The 21,294-nt window shown below is 56.1% G+C and carries 15 protein-coding genes and 3 tRNA genes; 10 read left to right on the top strand and 8 right to left on the bottom strand.

Going from position 1 to position 21,294, the window contains the following annotated elements:
• Positions 1 to 24: 24 nt before the first annotated feature.
• The 4 genes from dacD to ACB496_RS13785 all read left to right on the top strand — a co-directional run bounded on the left by dacD (position 25) and on the right by ACB496_RS13785 (position 3,447).
• Entirely contained in the window at positions 25 to 1,191 is a 1,167-nt protein-coding gene (gene dacD / locus ACB496_RS13800) for a serine-type D-Ala-D-Ala carboxypeptidase DacD (RefSeq protein WP_100779654.1), read from the top strand.
• Between the two features lie 120 nt (positions 1,192 to 1,311).
• Positions 1,312 to 1,785 (top strand): DNA gyrase inhibitor SbmC, encoded by a 474-nt coding sequence (gene sbmC / locus ACB496_RS13795; protein ID WP_100779655.1) that lies wholly within the window; start codon positions 1,312 to 1,314, stop codon positions 1,783 to 1,785.
• 99 nt (positions 1,786 to 1,884) lie between these two features.
• Positions 1,885 to 2,943 (top strand): FUSC family protein, encoded by a 1,059-nt coding sequence (locus ACB496_RS13790; protein WP_100779656.1) that lies wholly within the window; start codon positions 1,885 to 1,887, stop codon positions 2,941 to 2,943.
• 168 nt (positions 2,944 to 3,111) lie between these two features.
• Entirely contained in the window at positions 3,112 to 3,447 is a 336-nt protein-coding gene (locus tag ACB496_RS13785; RefSeq protein ID WP_095282548.1) for a DUF496 family protein, read from the top strand.
• 112 nt (positions 3,448 to 3,559) lie between these two features.
• On the opposite strand, the gene ACB496_RS13780 is transcribed toward ACB496_RS13785, so the two are convergent.
• Positions 3,560 to 3,635: transfer RNA gene (locus tag ACB496_RS13780), tRNA-Asn, on the bottom strand.
• A gap of 228 nt (positions 3,636 to 3,863) precedes the next feature.
• Here ACB496_RS13780 and emmdR point away from each other — a divergent pair.
• Entirely contained in the window at positions 3,864 to 5,306 is a 1,443-nt protein-coding gene (gene emmdR / locus ACB496_RS13775; protein WP_312068950.1) for a multidrug efflux MATE transporter EmmdR, read from the top strand.
• An 80-nt stretch (positions 5,307 to 5,386) separates the two neighbouring features.
• Positions 5,387 to 5,462: transfer RNA gene (locus ACB496_RS13770), tRNA-Asn, on the top strand.
• A 95-nt stretch (positions 5,463 to 5,557) separates the two neighbouring features.
• Here ACB496_RS13770 and ACB496_RS13765 read toward each other — a convergent pair.
• From ACB496_RS13765 to shiA, 3 genes are all read right to left on the bottom strand, one after another.
• Positions 5,558 to 7,330 carry an aminopeptidase P family protein gene (locus ACB496_RS13765; RefSeq protein ID WP_371972855.1) on the bottom strand — a complete coding sequence of 591 codons (1,773 nt, stop codon included), beginning with the start codon at positions 7,328 to 7,330 and terminating at the stop codon, positions 5,558 to 5,560.
• A gap of 15 nt (positions 7,331 to 7,345) precedes the next feature.
• Positions 7,346 to 8,800, bottom strand: a complete 1,455-nt coding sequence (locus ACB496_RS13760; RefSeq protein WP_107703302.1) for an AMP nucleosidase — start codon at positions 8,798 to 8,800, stop codon at positions 7,346 to 7,348.
• 76 nt (positions 8,801 to 8,876) lie between these two features.
• Complete coding sequence (gene shiA, locus ACB496_RS13755) at positions 8,877 to 10,190, bottom strand: shikimate transporter (RefSeq protein ID WP_107703303.1); 1,314 nt, start codon at positions 10,188 to 10,190, stop codon at positions 8,877 to 8,879.
• Positions 10,191 to 10,413: 223 nt separating this feature from the next.
• Between shiA and pagP the strand changes: the two genes are divergently transcribed.
• Positions 10,414 to 10,989: a lipid IV(A) palmitoyltransferase PagP gene (pagP, locus tag ACB496_RS13750; protein ID WP_371975237.1), complete on the top strand. Its 576-nt coding sequence runs from the start codon at positions 10,414 to 10,416 to the stop codon at positions 10,987 to 10,989.
• A 25-nt stretch (positions 10,990 to 11,014) separates the two neighbouring features.
• Here the strand turns inward: pagP and ACB496_RS13745 are convergent, their stop codons facing one another.
• The 3 genes from ACB496_RS13745 to ACB496_RS13735 are packed head-to-tail and all read right to left on the bottom strand — an operon-like array spanning position 11,015 to position 16,124.
• Positions 11,015 to 11,980, bottom strand: coding sequence for an acyltransferase (locus ACB496_RS13745; protein WP_371972854.1), 966 nt, complete (start codon positions 11,978 to 11,980; stop codon positions 11,015 to 11,017).
• Entirely contained in the window at positions 11,977 to 15,039 is a 3,063-nt protein-coding gene (locus tag ACB496_RS13740) for an efflux RND transporter permease subunit (RefSeq protein ID WP_371972853.1), read from the bottom strand. The genes ACB496_RS13745 and ACB496_RS13740 overlap by 4 nt, the downstream gene beginning before the upstream one ends.
• The gene (locus tag ACB496_RS13735) at positions 15,039 to 16,124 is read right to left on the bottom strand and encodes an efflux RND transporter periplasmic adaptor subunit (RefSeq protein WP_371972852.1); all 1,086 of its coding nucleotides are present in this window, start codon (positions 16,122 to 16,124) and stop codon (positions 15,039 to 15,041) included. The genes ACB496_RS13740 and ACB496_RS13735 overlap by 1 nt, the downstream gene beginning before the upstream one ends.
• A gap of 516 nt (positions 16,125 to 16,640) precedes the next feature.
• Here ACB496_RS13735 and ACB496_RS13730 point away from each other — a divergent pair.
• Both ACB496_RS13730 and ACB496_RS13725 read left to right on the top strand, forming a co-directional pair.
• On the top strand, positions 16,641 to 17,072 hold the full coding sequence (locus ACB496_RS13730) for a universal stress protein (protein ID WP_100779664.1): 432 nt from the start codon (positions 16,641 to 16,643) through the stop codon (positions 17,070 to 17,072).
• A gap of 51 nt (positions 17,073 to 17,123) precedes the next feature.
• Positions 17,124 to 19,820, top strand: a complete 2,697-nt coding sequence (locus ACB496_RS13725) for a cation-transporting P-type ATPase (RefSeq protein WP_371972851.1) — start codon at positions 17,124 to 17,126, stop codon at positions 19,818 to 19,820.
• Between the two features lie 91 nt (positions 19,821 to 19,911).
• Here the strand turns inward: ACB496_RS13725 and ACB496_RS13720 are convergent.
• A tRNA-Asn gene (locus ACB496_RS13720) sits at positions 19,912 to 19,987 on the bottom strand.
• A gap of 320 nt (positions 19,988 to 20,307) precedes the next feature.
• Between ACB496_RS13720 and nac the strand changes: the two genes are divergently transcribed.
• Complete coding sequence (nac, locus tag ACB496_RS13715; RefSeq protein ID WP_095282537.1) at positions 20,308 to 21,225, top strand: nitrogen assimilation transcriptional regulator NAC; 918 nt, start codon at positions 20,308 to 20,310, stop codon at positions 21,223 to 21,225.
• The last annotated feature ends 69 nt before the right edge of the window (positions 21,226 to 21,294 follow it).

The raw sequence follows: 21,294 nt of genomic DNA, 5'->3' as shown, positions 1-21,294 counted from the left end.
TTTAAATGACCTGAGGAAATTTCGTTGAAACGCCGTCTGTTTATTGCTGTTTCTTTACTCGCTTCGAGTATTACGTCTGCCCTGGCTGCCGATCCCATGGACTACTCGCCGCAGCCGCCGGCCATTCAGGCAGGCTCCTGGGTGCTGATGGATTACACTACTGGTCAAATTTTAACAGCGGGCAACGAGCACCAACAGCGCAATCCGGCCAGCCTTACCAAGCTAATGACGGGCTATGTGGTCGACCGCGCGATCGACAGCCATCGTATTACGCCCGATGACATCGTGACCGTCGGGCGCGACGCATGGGCGAAAGGCAATCCGGTGTTCGACGGATCGTCGCTGATGTTCCTGAAAGCGGGGGATCGCGTCACCGTTCGCGACCTGAGCCGTGGCCTGATTGTGGATTCCGGTAACGACGCCTGTGTCGCGTTAGCCGACCACGTCGCAGGCGGCCAGCCGCAGTTCGTCAACATGATGAACGACTACGTGCAAAAGCTGAACCTGCGTGATACGCACTTTGAAACCGTGCACGGCCTGGACGCTCCGGGCCAGCACAGTTCGGCTTACGATCTGGCGGTGCTGTCGCGGGCGATTATTCACGGCGAGCCGGATTTCTACCACATGTACAGTGAAAAGAGCCTCACCTGGAACGGGATCACCCAGCAAAACCGTAACGGGCTGCTGTGGGATAAAACCATGAATGTCGACGGGCTGAAGACCGGGCACACTTCCGGAGCGGGCTTTAACCTGATTGCGTCGGCGGTGGACGGTCAGCGTCGCCTGATTGCCGTGGTGATGGGGGCAGACAGCCCGAAAGGGCGCGAAGATCAGGCCCGCAAGCTGCTCCACTGGGGCCAGCAAAACTTCGATACCGTGCAGATTCTGCGCAGTGGAAAACAGGTCGGCACGGAGCGCATCTGGTACGGCGATAAAGAGCAGATTTCCCTCGGGACGGATCAGGATTTCTGGCTGGCGCTGCCAAAATCAGAAGTGGCGAACATCAAAGCCAAATATGTACTCGATAAAAAAGAGCTGGAGGCGCCTATCGCCGCGCATCAGCGCGTGGGTGAAATTGAGCTGTATGACCGCGATAAAGTCGTTGCACACTGGCCGCTGGTGACGCTGGAGAAGGTCAACAAGGGCGGTCTTTTCTCACGTCTGAGCGACTATCTGCACCACAAAGCCTGACGGCCAAAAGAGCAGACTGGCACTCCTGCGAGTCTGCTCACATAATAAACATCTCGCATTTGCCGGACATAACGAATCTGCTTTATAGTGTATAAATATACAGTAATAAACGGAGGCAGTATGGACTACAGCATCAAGCAGCAACCGAAACGTAAAATCGCTGGTTTTCATATGGTTGGCCCGTGGGAGCAAACGGTCAAACAGGGTTTTGAACAGCTGGCGATGTGGGTCGATGGCAACCACATCCAGCCTCTCGAATGGGTTGCGGTCTATTATGACAATCCCGATGAAGTCCCCGCGGAAAAACTGCGCTGCGATACGGCGGTGACGGTCCCGGAAGATTTTCAGATCCCCGCGAACAGTGAAGGGGTGATCCTCACTGAAATCGCCGCAGGCGACTATGCTGTCGCCGTTGCGCGTGTCGAAAACCATGATTTTGCCACGCCGTGGTATAGCTTCTTCAACAGTCTTCTTGAAGATCACCATTACCAGATCGCTCCCAAACCGTGCTTTGAGCGCTACCTGAACGATGGCAATGTCGATGGTTACTGGGATATCGAAATGTACGTCGCGGTGCAAAATAAAGTGGGTTGAGCAGCAATCCTGTTATTTGTGTGGTTTTTCTGTCGGACGTGATGCGTCCGGCAGAAAACACAGTACAATTGTGATTTGCCGTGTAGCTGGAGAGCGGGTGTGCGTCCCGACAAATCATTAACTCCTTTTGAAATCCGTTTATACCGACACTATCGCGTTGTGCATGGTTGTCGTATCGCGCTGGCGTTTATTCTCACTTTCCTGCTGGTGAGACTGCTGCACATCCCTGAAGGTACCTGGCCGTTAATCACGCTGGTGGTGATCATGGGGCCAATCTCTTTTTGGGGAAACGTGGTTCCGCGCGCCTTTGAGCGTATTGGCGGCACCATTTTTGGCTCCGCGCTTGGGTTGATTGCGTTAAAGCTGGAGCTGATTTCACTTCCCGTGATGTTGCTGTGGTGCGCAGGGGCGATGTTCCTGTGCGGCTGGCTGGCGCTCGGTAAAAAGCCCTATCAGGCGCTGCTGATTGGCATCACCCTTTCGGTGGTCGTTGGCGCCCCGGCGGGGGATATGGCCACTGCGCTCTGGCGAAGCGGCGACGTCATTCTGGGATCGCTTCTGGCGATGCTGTTCACTGGCATCTGGCCGCAGCGTGCATTCCTGCACTGGCGTATTCAGATGGCGAACTACGTGACCGCCGTCAACCGTGTCTATCAGGCGGGTTTTTCCCCGAATCTGGTGGAACGCCCGCGCCTCGAAAAGCATCTGCAAAAAATTCTCAACGATATCGTCAAAATGCGCGGGATTATTGCCCCCGCCAGCAAAGAGACGCATATTCAAAAGTCTATCTTTGAGGCGATTCAGACGGTCAGTCGTAATCTGGTGTGCATGCTCGAATTGCAGATCAATGCCCACTGGGCCTCGCGCGCCAGCCACTTTGTGCTGCTGAATGCCCATACGCTCAAGGAAACGCAGCAGATGACGCAGCAAACGCTGCTGACTATCGCTCACGCGCTGTATGAGGGTAACCCACAGCCGATTCTCGCCAACAGCGAGCGGTTGAATGAAATCACAGCTGAGTTAAGAGAGCTGATCAACGAACATCAGGGCGACGGCGTGGCGGAAACGCCTATCCACGGCTATGTATGGTTGAGCATGGAAATGGCGCGGCAGCTGGAGCTTTTGTCGCATCTTATCTGCCGGGCGCTGCGCAAATAAAAAGCAGCTATCTCCCGTTGTGACGCCTGCTGCTTCGATTCAGCAGCGATTGGGGTTATGATAGGATCAAACGATATAGTCATTGTCATTCGCAGCGGCTGTCAGTAAGGTTATCTGCACAGTGGTTGCTTAAACGAATCCGAATCTTACATTAGCAGGGGTATCAAAATGGAAACTACTAAGCCTTCGTTCCAGGATGTTCTGGAATTCGTCCGCCTGTTCCGCCGCAAAAACAAACTGCAGCGTGAAATCCAGGACGTTGAGAAGAAGATCCGTGACAACCAGAAACGCGTTCTGCTGCTTGATAACCTGAGCGACTACATCAAGCCAGGTATGAGCGTTGAAGCCATTCAGGGCATTATCGCCAGCATGAAAACCGACTACGAAGATCGCGTAGACGACTACATCATCAAAAATGCTGAGCTGTCCAAAGAGCGTCGTGACATCTCCAAGAAGCTGAAAGTGATTGGCGAAATCAAAAACGGCGAAGCGAAAAGCGAGTAACTGTCGCGAAGAGTGATACGGCCTCTCTGCGAAAGCAGGGGGGCTTTTTTTTAGGGGATTTTACAGATCCAGAAAAGCAAAAAGCCTGCTGTAAAAGCAGGCTTTTCAAATTTGGCTCCTCTGACTGGACTCGAACCAGTGACATACGGATTAACAGTCCGCCGTTCTACCGACTGAACTACAGAGGAATCGGTTAGGAGGCTTATCTTAGCGGCGAAAAAACTTTTGTCAAACCTGATCTTACACTCAATGGTTCAACTGCTGATTCTGTCGACAGTTTGTCGTCATTCTCTACAATTTTTTGTGGAAAATACTTTGCAGGATTAGCGTTTCTCCCTCATTATTTGAAATGGAGTTTCAACTTTCTCTCGTTAAGGTCCATTTTGAACGTCACTTCCGCTCTGCGCCATGCCGTCATGCGTACGCCCTGGTATGCCAAACGTAAAAGCTATCGTGTTCTGTTCTGGCGTGAAATCACCCCTCTTGCTGTGCCTATCTTTCTGGAAAATACCTGTGTCCTGCTGATGGGCGTGCTCAGCACGTTCCTCGTGAGCTGGCTGGGTAAAGAGGCGATGGCGGGTGTGGGCCTTGCGGACAGTTTTAACATGGTCGTGATGTCATTCTTTGCGGCCATCGATCTCGGTACCACGGTGGTGGTGGCCTTTAGTCTCGGTAAACTCGACCCGAAACGCGCGCGCGAGGCGGCGAGACAATCCCTGATGATCATGACCATCTTCTCGATCATCCTGGCGGCGGTGATCCACTATTTCGGTAAAGAAATTATCGATATCGTGGCGGGGGAGGCGACCAGTGAAGTGAAAGGCCTGGCGCTGACGTACCTCGAAATGACGGTGCTGAGCTATCCGGCGGCGGCCATTACGCTGATTGGCAGCGGCGCGCTTCGCGGTGCGGGCAACACCAAAATTCCGCTGCTCATTAACGGCGGGATGAACATCCTCAATATCATCATCAGCAGCATTTTAATTTACGGGCTTTTCTCCTGGGATGGCATGGGATTTGTCGGTGCCGGGCTGGGGCTGACTATCTCCCGCTACATCGGTGCAGCCGCGATTGTCGCGGTGCTGATGATTGGTCTTAATCCCGCGCTGCGTATTTCATTGAAAAGCTACTTCCGCCCGCTGAATTTCGCCATTATCTGGGAAGTGATGGGAATCGGTATTCCTGCCAGCATTGAGTCGGTGCTGTTTAACGGCGGGAAACTGCTGACCCAGATGTTTGTCGCCGGAATGGGCACCGATGTCATCGCTGGTAACTTCATCGCGTTTTCAATCGCCTCGCTGATTAACCTGCCGGGGAACGCCCTCGGTTCGGCTTCGACGATCATCACCGGTAAACGGCTCGGCAAAGGGCAAATTGCTCAGGCGGAGCGCCAGCTGCGCCACGTGTTCTGGCTGTCAACGATTGGCCTGACGATTATCGCGTGGGGAACCGCGCCGTTCGCAGGGCTGATGGCCTCGTTCTACACCCATGAGGATGACGTTAAAGAGGTGGTGAAAATCCTCATCTGGCTGAATGCGGCCTTTATGCCGATCTGGGCGGCCTCCTGGGTGCTTCCTGCGGGGCTGAAAGGGGCGCGTGATGCGCGCTTTGCGATGTGGGTGTCGATGCTGGGCATGTGGGGCTGTCGCGTGGTGGCGGGCTATGGACTCGGGATTATGCTCGGGATGGGCGTGGTGGGCGTCTGGCTGGGGATGTTCCTCGACTGGGCGGTGCGCGGCGCACTGTTCTACTGGCGAATGGTCAGCGGCCGCTGGCTATGGAAATATCCACGAATCAAGACCACGAATGCTGCTCCTGACGTGTCAGAACGGATGACAAATGTGCGAAGTGAGGAATAAAGCAGCAATCGAACGATTTTCTGCAATCTGTCTTTGACAACGAAAGGTGGCGTCGATAATATGCGCCCCGTTCACACGATTCCTCTGTAGTTCAGTCGGTAGAACGGCGGACTGTTAATCCGTATGTCACTGGTTCGAGTCCAGTCAGAGGAGCCAAATTTGAAAAGCCTGCTTTTACAGCAGGCTTTTTGCTTTTCTGCGTTCAGGGAAATTGCCCGATAGCGACTTCGCTTACCGGGCAACACGACGCGCTATCGGTTCACGCGAATCGGAGCCGTCGCTTCAAACAGCCACGGACGCGCATCGCTGTTCACCCGTGGCGATAACACATCCCGCACCTGCTGATGGTAATCATCCAGCCACTGCTTCTCTTGCTCGGTCAGCAGCGCGAGTTCCACCTGGCTCAAATCAATCGGGATCAGTGTCAGCGAGGCAAACTTGCAGAAGCCTGGCATGCTCTCCACGATCTCCACCTGATTCTCAATGCGAATACCGTGACTGTCGGCCTGATAATACCCTGGCTCGATAGTAATAATATTCCCGGCCACCAGCGGCCACGGATTCACTTTTTTGGCGATACGCTGCGGATTTTCATGGATTAGCAGCTGATGCCCCACGCCGTGGCCGGTACCGTGATCGTAATCCAGCCCCAGCTCCCACAGCGGACGGCGGGCGAACGCATCGAGCTGATGCCCCTGCGTGCCCGACGGGAATTGCAGTGAAATCAGGGATAAAAAGCCTTTCAACACGGCGGTATAGTGCAGGCGCTGTTGTGGGTCCAGCTTGCTATACGCGAGCGTACGGGTCGCATCGGTGGTGCCGTTCTGATACTGACCACCCGAATCATTGAGGTAGAAATGCCCGCTGGTGATCGCTTTGTTTGATGCTGCGCTGGAGTGGTAGTGACACATCGCGGCGTTACTGGCGGAGGCCGAAATCGTCTCGAAGCTCTGCTCGATAAAACCAGGCTGCTGCTCGCGGAAGACCAGCTGCTGCGCCTGCGCTTCCAGCTCGGTCAGCGGCTTGCCTGCGGCCTCGCGCTGAGGGATTTCGTGAGACAGCCAGGCGAGGAAATTCACCCAGGCGGCGCCATCCTGCTGGTGGCATTCGCGATAGCCTTCCAGCTCGACCGGATTTTTATTCGCCTTCATCAGCGTCACCGGATCGGCCTGCCAGAGGATCTCTCCCTGCGGCTCAATCGCGAAACGCAGCGCGACGGGCGCGGAATCCGCATCCAGCCACACGCGCTTGCCTTCACCCAGCTGCTTGCAGCGAGGCACAAAATCATCTTGCGGCGAGACGACAATCCCCTCCAGGGCAGAGGCGGGGAGATCGCGGATTTTGTCCCCATTAACGAACCATTCCACGTCTCCCGTGCGGCTCAACAACGCAAACGAGAGCGGCACCGGGCTGGTGGGGATGTCGCAGCCACGCACGTTCAACAGCCAGGCGATGTTATCCGGCATGGTTACTGCCAGATAATCCGCGCCGTTATCCTGTAGCAACTGCGCCACACGACCACGTTTTTCGGCGCTGCTTTCACCGCTGATTGCCACCGGCATTTCGCGAATCAAGCCTGCCGGAGCAGCAGGGCGGTCGGTCCAGAGCGTGTCGAAAGGCGATGTCTCAAGCGGGACAAATTCACAGGCGGTGGCGGCAAGCTGCTGATATTCGTTGTGAGTCATCAGCAGGGGATCAAAGGCGATGCGCACGCCTGCGCTCGCGTTGTTTTCCAGCCACTGGGCCAGCGGTTCGTTGTGCAGATGATGGATCGCAAAATCATCCATATTGACCTGCACACGGGCCTGCACCTGATAGCGGCCATCGACGAACAGCAGGGCGCGATCTTTAAGGACCAGCGCCAGCCCCGCAGAGCCGTCAAAGCCGGTCAGCCACGCCAGTTTTTCGAAATGTGGTGCGCAGTACTCGCTCTGCCACGCATCCGTGCGCGGCACGATCATGCCGTCGAGGCTGTTTTCCTGTAGCCACTGGCGAAGCGCCGTAAGGGGTGATGAGGTGTGCATGAGTAATCCTTGTTTTTAGCGGAACGGCGGCTCGTTAAAGGTACGCAGTTTGCGCGAATGCAGCTTGTCGCCTTCCGCACGCAGTAAATCAATCGCGCGAATGCCGATCTGCAGATGTTCGGAAATCGCCCCTTCATAGAAGCGGTTAGCCTGGCCCGGAAGTTTTATCTCACCGTGCAGCGGTTTATCGGAAACGCACAGCAGCGTGCCGTACGGAACGCGGAAACGATAGCCCTGAGCGGCAATGGTGGCGCTTTCCATGTCGATCGCCACCGCGCGGCTTAAGTTAAAGCGCAGGGAGGAGGCGGAGTAACGCAACTCCCAGTTACGGTCATCGGTCGTGACCACGGTGCCGGTGCGCAAGCGCTGTTTGACCTCTTCACCCGGCATTCCGCTCACCTGTTTGGTGGCGTCGTACAGGGCGCGCTGGACTTCGGCGATGCTGGGAATGGGGATATCAGGCGGCAGCACGGCGTCGAGAACATGATCGTCACGCAGATACGCGTGTGCCAGCACGTAGTCGCCAATCAGCTGGCTTTCACGCAGCCCACCGCAGTGGCCGATCATCAGCCACACGTCCGGGCGCAGCACCGCCAGATGGTCGCAAATGGTTTTAGCATTCGACGGGCCGACGCCGATGTTGATCAGGGTAATCCCCTGGCCGTCAGCGGTGATCAGGTGCCAGGCTGGCATCTGGTGCTTTTTCCACGCCAGATCGGAAATCGCCATTTCAGGCGCTTCGGTCTCGGCGGTGATCCAGATCCCACCCGCGCAGGAGAGCGCCACGTACGGGCTGTCCGGGTCGAGGATCTGGCTGCAGCCCCAGCGCACAAACTCATCTACATAGCGGGTGTAGTTGGTGAACAGCACAAAGGGCTGGAAATGTTCAACCGGGGTCCCGGTGTAGTGACGCAGGCGTGCCAGGGAGAAATCGACGCGTCGGGCATCGAAGTGCGACAGCGGAGAAAACTCCGCAGGATGGTAAATCCCGTCGGCGGTCTCATCGCCAATCTGCGACAGCTCGGTGGTCGGGAAATGGCGCGTCAGCCCGGCGCTCATGGAGCGGTCCAGCGTCAGCGCTGAGCCGTCGATGACGTACGGGTAAGGAATTTCATGCAGCGACGGTTCTACGGCGATATGGGCGCCGTAATCCTGATACAGCAGCGTCAGTTGCTCTTCCAGATAAGGGCGGAACAGGGAAGGGCGAGTAACGGTGGTGGAGTAGCATCCTGAATGGGTAAAGCGTGCGTAGGCGCGGGTTTTTGGCGTGGTGGTGGTGCCGCCGTCCCAGGTCACCGAAAGCGAGGGATAAACAAAAAGGCCATCGATTCTGGCCTTTTCATCAGGAAGCGTTCCGTTTTCAATATACTCGCTAATGGCGTTGCGCAGGGCGTTAACCGATTGATCGTACAACGCCTCCAGCTTTTCCAGAGCCTGAGCAGGTGTCAGGCTTAAGCCCTTATTATTCATGTCTGTCTCCTTGATCCACAGATGTGCGACGTCACTCGATAGTATGTCACCCACATGTGAAAAAAAAGTCAGGACATCATTCGTGAGACTCTTTCATCAGCAGCGCCGTCATCGCGGAGATCAGGCAGCCCGCCAGCAGATAGACCGCCACGCTCTGCCAGTTTCCGCCGGAGAAGGTCACGAGGGCGGCGGCGATAAAAGGCGTAAATCCGCCGCCCACCACGCTCGCCACCTGATAGCCGACGCCTGCACCGCTATAGCGATAGCTTGCGCCAAACATCTCGGTAAACATCGGCTGCTGCACGCACACCACCATGTCATGGGCAACATTGGCCAGCATAATGGCGAAGAACACAATCCAGAACATTGACTGAGCTTCCAGCGCCATAAAGAAGGGCCAGGCGCTGAGGCTGCCAATCAGCGCCCCGGTGATGTACACGCGGCGACGACCAAAGCGATCCGCCAGCCAGGCAAAACAGGGGATCGTCAGACAGCTGATTCCGCCGACCAGCAGACCAATATTCAGAAAAAGCTCACGCGGCAGGCCGAGGTTTTGTGTCGAATAATTGAGGGCAAAGGCGGTGACGATATACATCGTCAGCAGTTCGCACAGGCGCAGGGCGATAATTTTCATGAAGGCGCCGGGATGCTGCAGCAACGCTTCCATCACCGGCAGGCGTTTTTTCGCCACCGGCGGTTCGCTCTTCTGCTTTTCAAATTCGGCGGACTCTTCCATGCCGTTGCGGATCCACAGGGCGGCCAGCACCAGCACAATGCTGAACAGGAACGGAATGCGCCAGCCCCAGCTCAGGAACTGCTCGTCGGTGGTGAGCGAACTGATGAGTGACACCAGCCCTGTTGAGAGCAACAGGCCAACGCCATACCCCACCTGTACGCCGCTGCTGTAAAAGGCTTTCTTATGTTTCGGCGCGCTTTCGACGGACAACAGCGCCGCACCGCCCCATTCGCCGCCCACGGCAAAGCCCTGAATCGCGCGCAGGGTCACCAGCAACACCGGTGCCCACCAGCCGATGGTGTCGAAGGAGGGTAGAATGCCGATCAGCGCGGTGGCGATGCCCATCATCCAGACCGTGAGCATTAACATCCGTTTGCGGCCCAGCTTGTCACCGAAGTGACCGAAAATCACACCGCCTAACGGACGGAACAGGAAGCCGACGCCAAAGGTGGCAAACGCGGCGAGCGTGCCCATCGCCGGGCTGACCTGGGGAAAAAATTCGCGGTTAAACACCAGAGCGGCAGTGATGCCGTAGAGCAGAAAGTCATACCAGTCGACGACGGCACCGGCGAAGCTTCCAAGAGCAGCGCGTCGGGCGCGGTTAAGCGATGGTGTCTCCTCGTTGGGGCGTTCGGAGATGAGGGTGGAGTCCATTTTTTGTCCTGTCAGTACCAAATTTCTAATTATTAGTATGCTAAAAGGTTGCTCACATCGTCCCCGTCAGAGAGACGGGAACAATGAGACTACCCCGACAGGCAGCAGGCGAAAACAATTTTATCCCTCCTGGGCGGTAAAATTTCCAAAACGCGGCGAAGGAGTTTCCAGAAAGGGGTTACAGTAATACTTATCGCAGAACGATTTTGCTGAGGGAATGATGATGCACCCGATTCGGATTGTCTTACTCATTATGCTGATGTGGTTTGTGGCTCCCCTGTATGCTGAACCGGGCGTTTACGGGGAACAGCGCATTACCGGCTGGTGGAACAATCTTACCAGCGATGTCTCCCAGACGTGGAACGACCCGCAAAACTACGATCTCTATCTGCCCTTTTTGAGCTGGCATGCGCGCTTTATGTACGATAAAGAGAAAACCGATAAATACAATGAAACGCCGTGGGGCGGTGGGTTTGGCGTGTCCCGTTATAACGAAGAGGGGAACTGGAGTTCCCTCTACGCGATGATGTTTAAAGACTCTCATAACGAATGGCAGCCGATTATCGGCTACGGCTGGGAGAAGGGCTGGTATGTCGATAATGCGCGCGATTTTCGCCTCGGACTGGGCGTGACGGCGGGGATCACCGCCCGCCAGGACTTTGCCAACTATGTGCCGCTGCCGATTATTTTGCCGCTGTTCTCGGCCGGGTATAAACGGCTAAATGTGCAGTTCACCTATATTCCCGGTACCTATAACAACGGCAACGTGCTGTTTGCCTGGTTGCGCTACGGGTTTTAGGTACGAGGCGCAGCGCCACCTCGCATTAAAGGGTGATGATCTTTTTCACCACCGAGTTTGACAGGGCCAGCATCGAAATCAGTACCGAGGCGATGAACGTCAGCGCAATCAGCAGCAGTTTGGTGGTGAGCGACGTCACCGGGATCAGCGAGGTGAGCAGATGAAACACGGAGTAGTGAAGAATATACACCCCGGTCATCGTTTTGCTGACGGCGGCTAAAATGGCCTCTTTAAATTCGATATTTTTCCGAAAACGCACGCCGTTAGCGGCAATCACCAGCGCCACAATCAGGATATAAATCTGGGAGCCGGTCAGAATGAACGCGTTTCGATCCGCCTTGAACAGGGCGAAAAAGAAGTGCTGCTCATAAAACCAGGTGAACAGATAAATCACCGGAATGGCCGCAATGGCCGTTTTCACGACCTTACCCTTGCTGATCCAGGCGGAAATAACCGGGTCGAAAAAGATCTGGCCGGTGAGATAGAACAGCAGCCAGGTCCAGAGCCGGTACTGCGGGGCCAGCGAGAGCAAATGTTTGTCCGGGTAGAGTGCCGACAGCAAATCATAGCTATAGGCAAAGATTAGCAGGGCGAAGGTCACGCCAATCAACAGGTTGCGCCGCTGGCTTAGCCACTCGATCAGCGGATGGAAGGTGTAAATCACGATAAAGGTGAAAACAAACCACGGCTGAATTAAATACCCGCGCTGATACGGCTCCCACAAATAATAGACCGTCATCCAGAACAGAAAAACCATCACCACGGCTTTGATTTTATCGAGCTGCCAGCGCGAGCCGTGGCGCGACTGGGCATCCAGATATCCCGCCACCACAAAAAACAGCGGGGTGGCGATGGTCGAGATAAAGGTGAGAAAGCCAAGGATCCAGTGGTAATCGTAATCGTAGCGATCCCAGGTGTGGTACAGCGTGAAAAACGTCACCGCCGTCATGCATCCCAGCGTTTTAATGATGTTCAGCCCTGTGGGGTTCATTGGGGTCGTTCCCTCTCCGTGGGGTGGAAACAGGCATAAATAACCGGAAGGACCAGCAGGGTCAAGATGGTAGCAAAGCCCAGGCCGAACATAATCACCACCGCCATGCTCTGGAAGAAGACATCGCGCAGCAGCGGAGCGAGCCCCAGCACCGTGGTGAAGGCGGTGAGCAGGATAGGGCGCAAACGTGACGTAGCGGCATCAATAATCGCCTGGTACTGCGCTTTGTGCTCTTTCTGCTGCTCGATCTCTTCCACCAGCACGATGCCGTTACGAATGAGCATCCCGCTCAGACTCAGCAGCCCAATGAGCGCCATAAAGCCAAAGGGAATGCCGGTGAGTAAAAAGCCCGGCGTCACGCCAATCAGCGCCAGCGGCACTGTCAGCCAGATCGCCACCGCGTTTTTCACCGAGCTAAACATCAGAATGGTGATGATAAACATCACCAGGAAACCCAGCGGCAGCGTGGTGAAAATACCCTGCTGCGCCTCGCTGGAGTTTTCCGCGTCGCCGCCCCACTCGATGCTGTAGCCGTGCGGCAGCGGCAGGGCATCAATGTCAGGTTTTACCCGCGCCAGAATATCACCGGAGGTCTCCTGACTGAGCGGGTCGGGATCGGTCTGCACCGTCAGCACCCGGCTGCGGTCCCGGCGCAGGATCAGCGGGTCTTCCCACTCAAGGGCAAAGCCGCTCACCACGTTGCTCAGGGGAATATACTGCTGACGGTTTTGACTCCAGACCAGCACGTTGTTCAGATGGTTTGCATCCTGGCGCTCGCTTTCCGGCGGGCGCACGATGACCGGCAGCAGATCGGAGCCTTCCCGATACAGCCCGACGCGGCTGCCGGAGAAATTCATCTCCAGTGCGCTGTCGATATCCTGTTTATCCACCCCCAGCTCGCGCCCGGATGCCGCAACGTACTGCGGGCGAATCACTTTGCTGCGGTTTTGCCAGTCATTCCGCACGCTGTCGGTGGCCGGATCGCGGGCGAGAATCGCATCCACCTGGCTTGCGATCAGGCGCAGCCGGTCCGGGTCCGGCCCTTTGATGCGCACTTCGATGGCGCTGTCGCCGGACGGGCCAAACATCACCCGTTTGGTACTGGCGTTAATTTCGGGATAGTGCCGGGCAATATCGTCGTCGACGTGGCGCGTGAGGGCGGCGATATTTCTCTGATCGTCCATGCGCACCATGATCTGCGCGTAATTGCTGTACTGGCGCTGGCCGCTGTAGGTCAGAATAAAACGCATACTCCCCTGACCAATCGTTGAGACGGTGGTCACCACGCCGGGCTGGCCATTGATCGAATTTTCAATTTCGCTGGTGATCTTTTCGGTCTGGGCAATATCCGTGCCGTAGGGCAGCCACAGGTCGACAAAGAAAATGGGCGTATTCGACGACGGGAAGAAGTTTTGCCGGACTACGCCAAACCCCCAGATAGCGGCCGCCAGCAGGACCACCATCAGCGCCAGAGTGATGGCTTTGCGCTGTAACAGGGCGTTGAGCATATGCTGATACAGGCGGTAAAACCGCTGATTATAGGGATCGGCATCCGCAGGCGCGTCAGCGGTTTTCTGCCCTTTGAACAGCCACCACTTAATCATCACCGGCGTGATGGTGAGCGCCGAGAACCAGCTCAGCAGCAGGGAGATCAGCAGCACCTGGAACAGGGATTTACAGTATTCGCCTGTGGAATCCTGGGATAAGCCAATCGGCGCAAAGGCGAGAATGGCGATCACCGTCGCGCCCAGCAGGGGCAGGGCCGAGCGGCGAATGACGTAGTTAATCGCGGTCATCAGCGTGGAGCCGCGCTGGCGTGCAATCAGCACCCCTTCGACGATCACAATCGCATTATCGACCAGCATGCTCAGGGCAATAATCAGCGCGCCCAGGGAAATTCGCTGTAGCTCAATACCCCAGAGGTACATGATCAGCAACGTGCCCAGCACGTTCAGGGCCAGCGAGAGGGCGATAATGATGCCGCTGCGTAATCCCATAAAAATCAGCAGCACGCCGATCACAATCGCCAGCGCCATCAGAAAGTTAATGATAAAACCGTTCACCGAGTGGCCCACTTCGGCGGCCTGATCGTAAAACAGATCGATGTTGATGCCCGCCGGTTTTTCCGCTGACATCTGCTGCAGTTTGGCCTCCAGCGCGTGGCCCACGTCGATCACATTGACGCCCGGAATGAAGGAAACGCCCATGGTCACGGCCTGGCGGCCATTGGCATGGTAAATACTCGACGGTGAAACCGTCAGCCCGCGAGAAAGGCTGGCGATATCGCGCAGCCGCGTCGCGGCCCCGACGCCGGGCGGGGTGATAATCATGTCGCCGAGTTCGTCGAGATTTTCAAATTCGCCCGTCGGGTGCAGGCGAATGGATTCGCTGCCGGAGAGGATCTCCCCGGCGTTGGCGACGCTGTTTACCCGCCCCAGCAGGGTTGAAATCTGCCCGAGAGTGATCCCGCGCGCCGCCATTTTGGGGAGCGAAATGTCGACGTTAATCTGCTGCGGGACCGCACCGCCAATCGCCACTTTCCCGACGCCGGGGATGAGCACCAGCTCGCGGCGCAGCTGGTCGGCATACTGGGCCAGTTCAGGGTTGGTAAAATTGTCGCCAGAAAGGGCAAAGAAAAAACCAAACACATCGCCGAAGTCGTCATTGACGAACGGTGTCACCACGCCCGGTGGAAACTGGCGCGAGGCGTCGCCCACCCGGCGGCGCAGCTCATCCCAGATTTGCGGCAGTTCGTTGGAGTGGTAGCGCGAGGCGATATTCACGGTGATCTGCGACAGACCGTTTGACGAGATCGAACTAATGTTATCGAGGTAGGGCAGCTGTTGCAGGGCATTTTCCAGGGGAAGCGTGACCTCTTCTTCCACCTGCTGGGCCGAGGCGCCGGGATAGTGGGTAATGACAACCGCCGTTTTGATAGCAAACGTGGGATCTTCCAGGCGACCAATGTTCAGCAGCGCAAAAATACCGCCGACGCCCAGCAGCAGAACCGTCAGCCAGACGCGAATGGGGTTATCGATAAACTGGCGAGAGATATCCATTACAGACCCCGCTCGCGGGTCCAGATCCGCACCGGCTGTTGGGCGTGAAGTTCGCCGACGCCCGCAGCCACCACGCGCTCTCCGGCCTTCAGCCCCTCGTTAATGATAATCCCCTGAGCGGTAACTTGTCCGACCGCGACTTTGCGGTCTTCCAGCTGCAACGTATCACCCTCGCCTTTGACCACCCACACGTGCGGCTCGTTGCGCGGGCTGTTATCCGGATTGAACACCGCCTCCACCGGCACAACCAGCGCATTGCGCCCCGCGCCCGCCGGAAGATTCGCCAGATTGACCGTCACGGTGCCGCTAACGCCGCCGACAGCCGGGAAATCATCCGGGCGCGGCATGGTTAGAATCACCTGCCAGGTGAGGGTATTACTGTCACTGCTGCCCGTATGCTCTTTGTAGACCGCGCTGAATTCGCGCCCCGGCAGGGCGTTAATTTTCACCAGTGGGCGGTAATCAGCGTTACGGATATCCAGGGTTTTGAACAGGTTTTCGGGAATGCTAAACACCACATCGAGCAGATCCGTTCGGGTCAGGGTCACGATCGGCTGCCCGGCTGCAACCACCTGATGATTACGTACCTGAACGCTTGCCGCGGTGCCTGCAAAAGGGGCGGTGAGCGTCATCTGGCTTAGCTCTTCCTGGGCGATTTTTAGGGCGGCATTGGCGGAATCACGGGTAGCGCGCTGCACGTCCATCTCGGCTTTGGAGATCGCCTGGCGTCCGGCCAGCGTCTGAAAACGATCGAACTGACGCTGGGCAAGCGTGGCCGAGGTCTGGCGGTCTCTTACCCGCTGCTGGGTTTCGCGCGCATTGAGGCTCGCCAGCTGCTGGCCCTGTTTCACCGGGGTGCCCTGGCGGATATCGAGCGTTTCAATCTGTCCGCCGCGCTTAAAGGAGAGGTCGGTGGCATCGCCGGACTCAATTCTTGCCGGAAAGACGCGCTGTTGCGCCTGGCCGGCATCCATCACCGTGGCGACTTTCACCATTCTCGGCTGAGGCGGAACATCTGGCGCTTTTTGATCGCAGGCGATGATACCAAGAATAAGGGCCGGTATAAGCGAAACGTAACGATTCACACTATTCCCCTAATAAATAAAAACGCCATTTATTACGAATACTTACCTTGAACGGTTTTATTCGGCGAAGGCGGATACCATTAGATACGTAAAGAGTCCTACGGCGGCACTGGACACAATGGCCAGCACAATAAACAACGCGAGGCGAATCAGGCTATATCCAAACATCATTCCTCCCAGGATCTCAACGCCGGTGAGCCAGGGCGGCTCATGCAGCGTTAGTCGCGGATGTTTAAGCAAAGCATAGCCTGTGAAGCGGGAAAAGGTTAAACAGCGCCTAAAATTGGCAGGCAAATGAAATTGCTACCTTTGAATGAGATATGCGAAAGAACTCAACGTTAATTTATTATTTTTCATGAGATTAGTCAGTCGTCAGAAAATACCGAGTGTCCTGTGCTACGTTTAATAGCATCCCGTTCATTTCTTTGTACCCGGTTGTGGTGCTTATTCCCCTGTGTGTCATGACCCGTAGCGTTATTCATTACATATTCTATTGGTAATTAAAGGATGCTCACTATGTACAGAAATATTCTGGTCCCGGTCGATGTCTATGAAATCGGGCTGGCCGATAAGGCGCTGGCTCACGCACAGTTTCTCGCCGAGGCGGCTTCCGCTGATATCCACTTACTGCATGTGATTCCAAAATTCTCGCCGGAACTGACGCGCGGGTTTATTTCCGACGCGCGAAAGATGGATGACTATATGATTAATAACGCAAAAGAAAAACTCACTGCTCTGGCGCAGAAAACCACTTTCGCAGCCGATCGGCTCCATTTTCACGTGCGCAGCGGCAACGTGCGCGATGAGGTCACCAAACTCGCCGACGAGCTGATGGCAGAGGTGATCATTATCGGTTCGCGCAACCCGAATATTCAGACCCATTTGCTCGGCTCGGATGCGGCCAATATTGTTCGCTATGCCCACGTTCCGGTTTTTGTCGTGCGCTGAGAGCGAAAGTGACAGTGTGCGTTTTTCGTTGCAGGACTTGAGGACGGAAGAATGAATACAGAAAAACCGGTCCAGCCCTTTTACCGGCTCTCCGTAGAAGAAACCCTGGCACAAACAAACAGTACCCCAGACGGCATCAGCGGGGCGGACGCAACGGCGCGCCTGTCGCAGTACGGTGAAAATGCCCTGCCGCAGAAACCCGGCAAACCCGCCTGGCTGCGCTTTTTAGCGCACTTTAAAGATGTCCTGATCTATGTCCTGCTGGCGGCGGCGCTGCTGACCGCCGTAATGGGGCATTGGGTTGATACGCTGGTGATTCTGGGCGTGGCGGTAATCAACGCCCTCATCGGTCACATTCAGGAAAGTAATGCGGAAAAATCCCTGCAGAGCATTCGTAATATGCTCTCCAGCGAAGCGGTGGTGGTTCGTCACGGCAATCATGAAACGGTCCCGACCACCGCGCTGGTGCCGGGGGATATCGTGGTGATCCGCGCGGGCGATCGAATTCCTGCCGATTTAAGGCTGCTTGAAGCGCACAACCTGCGGGTAGAGGAGGCGATTCTGACGGGGGAATCTACCGTCGTGGAAAAAAGCACCGAGAGGCTGGAAGGGGAGTTGCCGCTGGGGGATCGCACCAATCTGCTGTTCTCCGGGACCACGGTCAGCGCCGGTGGCGGCAAAGGCATTGTGGTGGCGACGGGCGGCGACACGGAGCTGGGGCATATCAACCAGATGATGGCGGATATTGAACAGCACCGCACGCCGCTGCTGGTGCAGATGGATAAGCTCGGTAAAGCCATTTTCATTATTATCCTGGTGATGATGGCGGCGCTGTTCGTCTTCAGCCTGCTATTCCGCGATATGCCGGTTTCCGAGCTTATGCTGTCGCTCATCAGCCTGGCGGTGGCGTCGGTCCCGGAAGGTCTGCCTGCGATTATCTCGATTATTCTCTCCCTGGGTGTACAGACCATGGCGCGGCAGAAAGCCATTATCCGCAAACTGCCGACGGTCGAAACCCTGGGGGCGATGACGGTAATCTGCTCGGATAAAACCGGCACCCTGACCATGAATGAGATGACGGTGAAAGCGGTGATCACGGCGGAGAAAATCTATCGCGTCGAAGGTGATAGCTATGAGCCGGTGGGGAATATTCACCCGATTGACGACCCGACACCGGTGGCGGTGACTCACGGTTCGCTGCTCGAGCGCTATCTGCGCACGATCGATCTCTGCAATGACAGCCAGCTGATGAAAGACGAACAGGGGCTGTGGAAAATCACCGGCGGTCCGACGGAAGGGGCGCTGAAGGTACTGGCCGCTAAAGTGCCGCTGCCGCCTTTGCAGACGGAGCTGCGCAGCAAAATCCCGTTTGATTCCCAGTATAAATACATGTCGACCCTCCATCGCATCGGCGATGAAGAGATGATCCTGATTACCGGTGCGCCGGACGTGCTGTTCAGGCTGTGCCAGCATCAGCAGACGGAAAGCGGGCTGCAACCGCTGAATCAACCTTACTGGGAAGCGCAGATTGAAGAGTATGCGCGGGAAGGTTTACGTATGGTGGCGGCAGCCTGGAAGCCCGCAGGTGTTGATCAAACGACGCTGGACCATCCGGATTTGCAGCAGGGCGTGATTTTGCTCGGTATCGCCGGAATGATGGACCCGCCGCGCCCGGAAGCCATTACCGCTATTGGCGAATGCCTGCAGGCGGGCATTCGCGTGAAAATGATCACCGGCGACCACCCGCAAACGGCAATGAGCATCGGCAAAATGCTGGGAATTGGCAATGCCGGGAACGCGATTACCGGACGTGAGCTGGAGGTCATGGATGATCAGCAGCTGAGCGAAGCGGCGCAGAGCTATGATATTTTTGCCCGTACCAGCCCGGAGGATAAATTCCGCCTGGTACAGGCACTGCAAAGTAAGAAAGAGGTGGTCGGGATGACCGGCGATGGGGTTAACGATGCGCCTGCACTGAAACAGGCTGACGTCGGTATCGCCATGGGTATCAAAGGGACCGAGGTGACCAAAGAGGCGGCGGATATGGTGCTCACGGATGATAACTTCGCCACCATCGCCAGCGCGGTTCGCGAAGGCCGTCGGGTTTACGATAACCTGAAAAAAACCATTCTCTTTATTATGCCCACTAACCTGGCGCAGGGCTTACTGATTATCATCGCTCTGCTTGCCGGGAACTTAATTCCGCTGACGCCGGTGCTGATCCTGTGGATGAACATGGCGACATCCGCCACGCTGTCGTTTGGCCTGGCGTTTGAGGCGGGCGAGCGGAATATCATGAAACGCCCACCGCGCAACCCGAACCTGCATGTCATGGACGGGTTTGCAATCTGGCGCGTGGTATTTGTCGGCTCGATGATCGCCGTGAGTGCCTTTGTGCTGGAAGCCTGGCTACAACCGCGCGGCTATTCACCGGAGTTTATTCGCACCGTCCTGTTGCAGACTCTGGTGACCGCCCAATGGTTCTACATGCTGAACTGCCGTGTCTCCGACGGCTTCTCCCTGAGTAAAGGCCTGCTGGCCAATCGCGGGATCTGGATCGTGAGCGGGGTGCTGCTGGTACTTCAACTGCTGATTATCTACGCGCCGTTTATGCAGATGCTGTTCGGCACCGAGTCACTTCCGTTCCGCTATTGGGTCATTACCTTTATTATCGGCTTCGCGATGTTCCTGATTGTCGAATTCGAAAAACCGTTGACCCGTAGATGGCGGGTGGATGCGACAGGTTAGCCCTGAGGCCGGGTAAGGTGCAGCCGCCGCCCGGTAATTTCCCTGAACGCAGAAAAGCAAAAAGCCTGCTGTAAAGCAGGCTTTTCAAATTTGGCTCCTCTGACTGGACTCGAACCAGTGACATACGGATTAACAGTCCGCCGTTCTACCGACTGAACTACAGAGGAATCGTGTGAACGGGGCGCATATTATCGACCCCAATAACGCTTGTCAAAGGGGAGATCGATCCCTTGTGATCGTTTGCTGACAAAATCAGCAAAGTGCTTTCTTTCCCAACAAAATGCACACTTCTGGTGCAGGCTTACCCCTTATGGGGCAGATCGTAAACCGCTGTTTCAGTAATAAAACGGAGCAGGGTGATTAGATTTCCTTATTTTCAGCCGCTTAGCGTACTCATCCGTCCTCTTTTAAAAACTGGCATCCATATTGCAAAAACTCTTTCAACAATGAGCGCCAGTACCGGCACTGTATTTTAACAGGGGGCAAAATGAACTTAAGACGACTGAAATACTTCGTAAAAATCGTCGATATCGGTAGCCTGACCCAGGCCGCGGAAGTGTTGCATATCGCGCAGCCTGCGCTGAGCCAGCAGGTGGCCACTCTGGAAGGTGAACTGGACCAGCAGCTGTTGATCCGCACCAAGCGTGGCGTCACGCCAACCGAAGCCGGTAAGATTCTTTACACCCATGCGCGCACAATTCTGCGCCAGTGCGAACAAGCGCAGCTGGCCGTATGTAACGTCGGACACACCCTAAGTGGACAGGTGTCGATTGGCCTTGCGCCAGGCACCGCCGCGTCTTCCATCACCATGCCGCTGCTGCAGGCCGTTCGCGCCGAGCTGCCGGAGGTACTGGTCTATCTGCATGAAAACAGCGGGTCGGTTCTTAACGATAAGCTGCTCAACGGTCAGCTCGACATGGCGGTCCTGTACGATCGCTCACCGATTGCGGGGATCACCAGCCAGCCGTTGCTGAAAGAAGATCTCTATCTCGTAGGGACGCGCGATTGTCCGGGCCAGAGCATTGATTTAACTGCCGTAGCAGAGATGAATCTGTTCCTGCCGCGCGATTACAGCGCCGTGCGCCTGCGCGTCGACGAAGCTTTCTCTCTGCGTCGCCTGACGGCAAAAATCATCGGTGAGATCGACTCTATCTCGACGCTGACCGCCGCGATTGCCAGCGGAATGGGCGTCACGGTGCTGCCGGAATCCGCTGCGCGTTCTCTTTGCAGCGCCGCGAACGGCTGGATGGCGCGGATCACCACGCCATCCATGAGCCTGCCGCTGTCTCTGAATATGTCTGCCCGCGGCTCTCTGTCGCCGCAGGCGCAGGCGGTGAAAGAGATCCTGATGTCGCTGGTCAGCCGTCCATCGCTGGAGAATCGTGAACTGCAGCTCGTGAGCTGATATTCCATAAAGGAATAAGATGCTGGTTTTTATTATTTGTTCTGCAGGTCTGCTGACTCTAACAATAGG

The sequence above is a fragment of the Lelliottia nimipressuralis genome, assembly GCF_041464075.1.
GTDB classification, from domain to species: domain Bacteria; phylum Pseudomonadota; class Gammaproteobacteria; order Enterobacterales; family Enterobacteriaceae; genus Enterobacter; species Enterobacter nimipressuralis.
This window is presented reverse-complemented; position numbering and strand designations above follow the sequence as displayed.